2 protein-coding genes are annotated in these 1,034 nt (G+C 50.9%); one reads left to right on the forward strand and one right to left on the reverse strand.

What is annotated here, in order from left to right:
• Positions 1-147: 147 nt before the first annotated feature.
• On the reverse strand, positions 148-681 hold the full coding sequence (locus QP437_RS09640; RefSeq protein ID WP_000168770.1) for a hypothetical protein: 534 nt from the start codon (positions 679-681) through the stop codon (positions 148-150).
• A 95-nt stretch (positions 682-776) separates the two neighbouring features.
• On the opposite strand from QP437_RS09640, the gene QP437_RS10620 reads away from it, so the two are divergent.
• Positions 777-1,034 (forward strand): hypothetical protein (locus tag QP437_RS10620; protein WP_369279309.1); only part of this gene is annotated, 258 nt, incomplete at its 3' end.

Raw genomic sequence — 1,034 nt, forward strand, 5'->3', positions numbered from 1 at the left:
TGATGAGCACGTACCGTTATATATACGAAGGCTGGAATACTATCGTCTGCTTTATCGACCAAAGCAGACAGAATCATATTGGAAAAAACGGTGAACGGTTCGCGAAATCCTTTCGCGCTCCGTGAGGCGTTGGACAAGCGAAGCGCGTCAGTTTTTCCGGCTCTTCCCCGTGACAGGTTTCTCCACCAGTTTATCTTCCAGTGTCACAACTTTCTGATACACCGCCGCTGTGGCGTTGTAGTTCCTGTCGAGTATTGTTTTCATTCCCCATCCGAGCACACAGAACATAACCAGAAAAGCCACTGACACCCCACCCAGCCATTTCCAGCTATACCCTTTAAGGGTGTTGTATTCCTGCACGATATTGCTGTGAATTGTCGCAATATCCCTGTTCAGGGCATCCGCGTTTGCCTTCATGTTTGCGACTGACTCTTCCAGCCGCTGAAAATCCTGGCTGATGCGCTCACCTATCAGTCCTGCCACGTCCAGCTTCTGCACCTCGTTTCTGACTTCATCCCTGACCTGTTTTGCCACACCGTCAGAAATATCCCGATATCCGCGAAGAGTTTCCCTTGCCACAGCCAGAGAATCAGCAACAGCTTTCTGTTGCTCCATTGCGGTATGTTGCAGATGCTCCACCGATAACAGGAGCGTGAGTAATTTTTCTTCTGTGCTGGCCATGTTCAGAATCCCATAGAAAATCCACGTGACGGTGATTTAACCCGTTCAGGTGCAGTTCGGTTCTGTCTGCTCACTCTGTCTCTCATGTCAAAGCCATGCTCCCGCGCAACATCATGTTGCAGCCTTCTGACCAGTTCATGTTGCTTAACCGGAGTGTCCAGCCATTCCCTGATGTCATGCCCGACCGTTCGCGCCTGTTCAAGATGGCGGGAATAGTCCGGTTCAGACCGTTTTTGCATGATGTCATGACGCTGGGCATCATCAAGCCGTCCGGCAGCTTCAAAACCCAGATGCACTTCGGGACGTCGTTCAATGCCCTGTTCTTTCAGCGTCCGGCATTCAATGAAGCCCCT

This window comes from Haemophilus sp. UMB1048 (assembly GCF_030218125.1).
Taxonomy (GTDB): Bacteria; Pseudomonadota; Gammaproteobacteria; order Enterobacterales; family Pasteurellaceae; genus Haemophilus_D.